Raw genomic sequence first — 2098 nt, forward strand, 5'->3', positions numbered from 1 at the left:
CCGGGCTGGCCGGGGCGCTATGACCAGGCAGGCGAACACCTCAACGGCCAGTGGCAGCAGTATGAAATTTACGATTATCCGGGTCGCTATAAGGACGAGCAGCACGGCGCGGATTTTGCCCGCTACCGGATGGAAGGCTGGCGTTCGGACGCGGAAACGGCCACCGGCACCAGCAATTCTCCGGTACTGTGGCCCGGCGTGAGGTTCAACCTGACCGGGCATCCCACATCGGCCCTGAACCGGGAGTGGCAGGTGGTGAGCAGCCTGCTGAGCGGCGACCAGCCGCAGGCCCTGCACGGCAGCCAGGGCAGCGGCACCACGCTGACCAACCAGTTCTCGGTTATTCCCGCAGACCGGACCTGGCGCATGCCACCGCGGGCAAAGCCCCGGGTGGATGGCCCGCAGAGCGCGGTGGTCACCGGCCCGGAAGGGGAAGAGATTTTCTGCGACGAGCACGGCCGCATTCGGGTGAAATTCATCTGGGACCGCTATCACGGCTGCACTGAAGACAGCTCGTGCTGGATACGCGTATCGCAGGCGTGGGCCGGGGCGGGTTTTGGCAATCTCGCCATTCCGCGGGTGGGCCAGGAGGTGATTGTCGATTTCCTCAACGGCGACCCGGACCAGCCGGTGGTGATGGGCCGGACTTATCACGAGGATAACCGCCCGCCGGGAGACCTGCCGCTCACCAAAACGCAGATGACTGTTCGCTCAAAAACGTATAAAGGCAGCGGCTTTAACGAACTGACCTTTGAAGACGCCACCGGGCAGGAAAGGGTTTATCTGCACGCGCAGAAGGATATGGACACGGAGGTGCTGAACAACCGCAGCACGGATGTGAAGGCTGACCACACGGAAACCATCGGCCATGACCAGAAAATCAGCGTGGTGCATGACCAGGACCTCGCCGTACAAAACGACCAGACGGTCAGCGTCAGACATGACCGGATGGCGAACATCAGCCACAACGACGGACTGTATGTGGCGAATGACCGCAAGGTGACCGTGGACGGCACGCAGCACCATAAAACCAGCGGCGACCACATCAGCCTGGTGGCAGGGAAATACAGCCTGCAGGTGAACAGTGAGCTGGCGCAAAAAATCAGCGGTGCGCTGGGCATAAAGGCGCAGGGGGAGATGGTGCTGGACAGCGCCAGCAAAATCACCCTGAAGGTGGGGAGTTCGTTTGTGGTAATCAGCCCGTCGGGGGTGGACATCAGTGCGCCGGTAATCAATCTCAACAGCGGCGGCAGCCCGGGAAGCGTGGTGCAGACCGTACAGCCCGCGGTGCTGAAGGCGCCGGGAGAGGAAGGTCAGGGAAGCGCCGAAGATAACGCAGGCTCAGGCGCAGGAGACACCGGCGAAGGGCCGGAGGGTCCCGAACCCCCTTCAGATACAAATCACATGCTCTCTTCCCTGAAGGGCGTTGACGGTATTGAAAGTACCACGCTGGTCTATAACCCATTAACAAACGGTGATAAAGAATGACTTCTCCGCTAACGCCTCTGTTCGATGCCCCTCAGGATGCCCCGACGCCCTACGATGGCCTTTTGGGATGGTCAGGTGAATGGAAATGCTATCTCGATCAGCAAAATAAGCCCGTGCCGCTCGATGATATCGAGTCCTTATCCCCCGAGGAGGAAACGGTTATCGTGTGCCCGGGCGACACGCTGGGGAGAATAGCGAAGGAGCATTACTGCACGGTGAAAAAACTGGCCGCCTTTAATGGCATCAGGAACCCGTCGCTCATTCACCCCGGGCAAATCATCAGGATCCCCCCGGTACACTATTCCTATCCGGAGGAAGAGAGCGTCCCCGATAACACTCAGTGTACCCTGACGCTTCACTTCGAAGATTTGATAGAGAAACCCATTGCAGGGCTGAAGGTGAAAATTGTCACTGCGCTGGGCGATGTCTATGAATCCGTCACTGACGGCATGGGAAAAATAGCCGAATTCACGACGCAGGCAGAGACGGAATTAAAAATACTGGCCTCCAGCGCAACCGGGAAGATAAAAGAAGTGGCGAGTTTCACGCCCCTGGCCGGAAAAGTCGCCGCCATTATTTCCAGCCCAAAAGTTCGGGTGAAAGGCAAAAG

General features: G+C 59.0%; 2 protein-coding genes. Both read left to right on the forward strand.

Going from position 1 to position 2098, the window contains the following annotated elements:
- A partial coding sequence (gene tssI, locus ACLW56_RS25130; protein ID WP_330986319.1) for a type VI secretion system tip protein TssI/VgrG occupies window positions 1–1488 on the forward strand: 1488 nt, incomplete at its 5' end.
- On the forward strand, window positions 1485–2098 hold a 614-nt coding region (locus ACLW56_RS25135; protein WP_330986320.1), incomplete at its 3' end, for a LysM domain-containing protein. The genes tssI and ACLW56_RS25135, both read left to right, overlap by 4 nt.

The sequence above is a fragment of the Pantoea sp. sgz302252 genome (assembly GCF_047713085.1).
Classification (GTDB): domain Bacteria; phylum Pseudomonadota; class Gammaproteobacteria; order Enterobacterales; family Enterobacteriaceae; genus Scandinavium.